The following is a 425-nucleotide window of genomic DNA, read 5'->3' as shown; positions in this document are numbered from 1 at the left end:
CTGACGGGCAATTCAACAGATACGGTATTTGTCAAGGGACTCAAAGTCGATGCCGTGATTGGCGTGTATGAGTGGGAGCAGCAAATAACCCAACCATTGATTTTTGATATTGAAATGGTGGGCTGTCAATACCAAGCGTCGCAGACTGATAATATTCAAGATGCCATCAATTATAAAAGAGTCAGTGAGCGCGTGGCTGAAGTGAGCATTGCCAACAAAGTTGCGCTGTTAGAGCGGTTAGCGCAATTGGTCGCTGAGATGATTTTGGCAGAATTTGCCCCAGAAAAAGTCACAGTGACGATTCACAAACCCACCGCCATCAAACAAGCCGATAGTGTGGGGGTTAAAATTACCCGTTTTCAGCAAAATTAATTAGCCTAAGCAAAAAATATGTTTATTTGAGCATTTGAGTATGAGTGTACCAC

The 425-nt window shown here is 43.3% G+C and carries 1 protein-coding gene; it reads left to right on the top strand.

Features of this window, described 5'->3' with window-relative positions:
• On the top strand, window positions 1–372 hold a 372-nt coding region (gene folB, locus J1781_RS00200; RefSeq protein WP_217232997.1), incomplete at its 5' end, for a dihydroneopterin aldolase.
• Window positions 373–425 lie beyond the last annotated feature (53 nt).

Source organism: Rahnella perminowiae (assembly GCF_019049695.1).
GTDB lineage: Bacteria > Pseudomonadota > Gammaproteobacteria > Enterobacterales > Enterobacteriaceae > Rahnella > Rahnella perminowiae.
The sequence above is the reverse complement of the archived record's forward strand: the minus strand, read 5'-3'. Positions and strand labels throughout refer to the sequence as shown.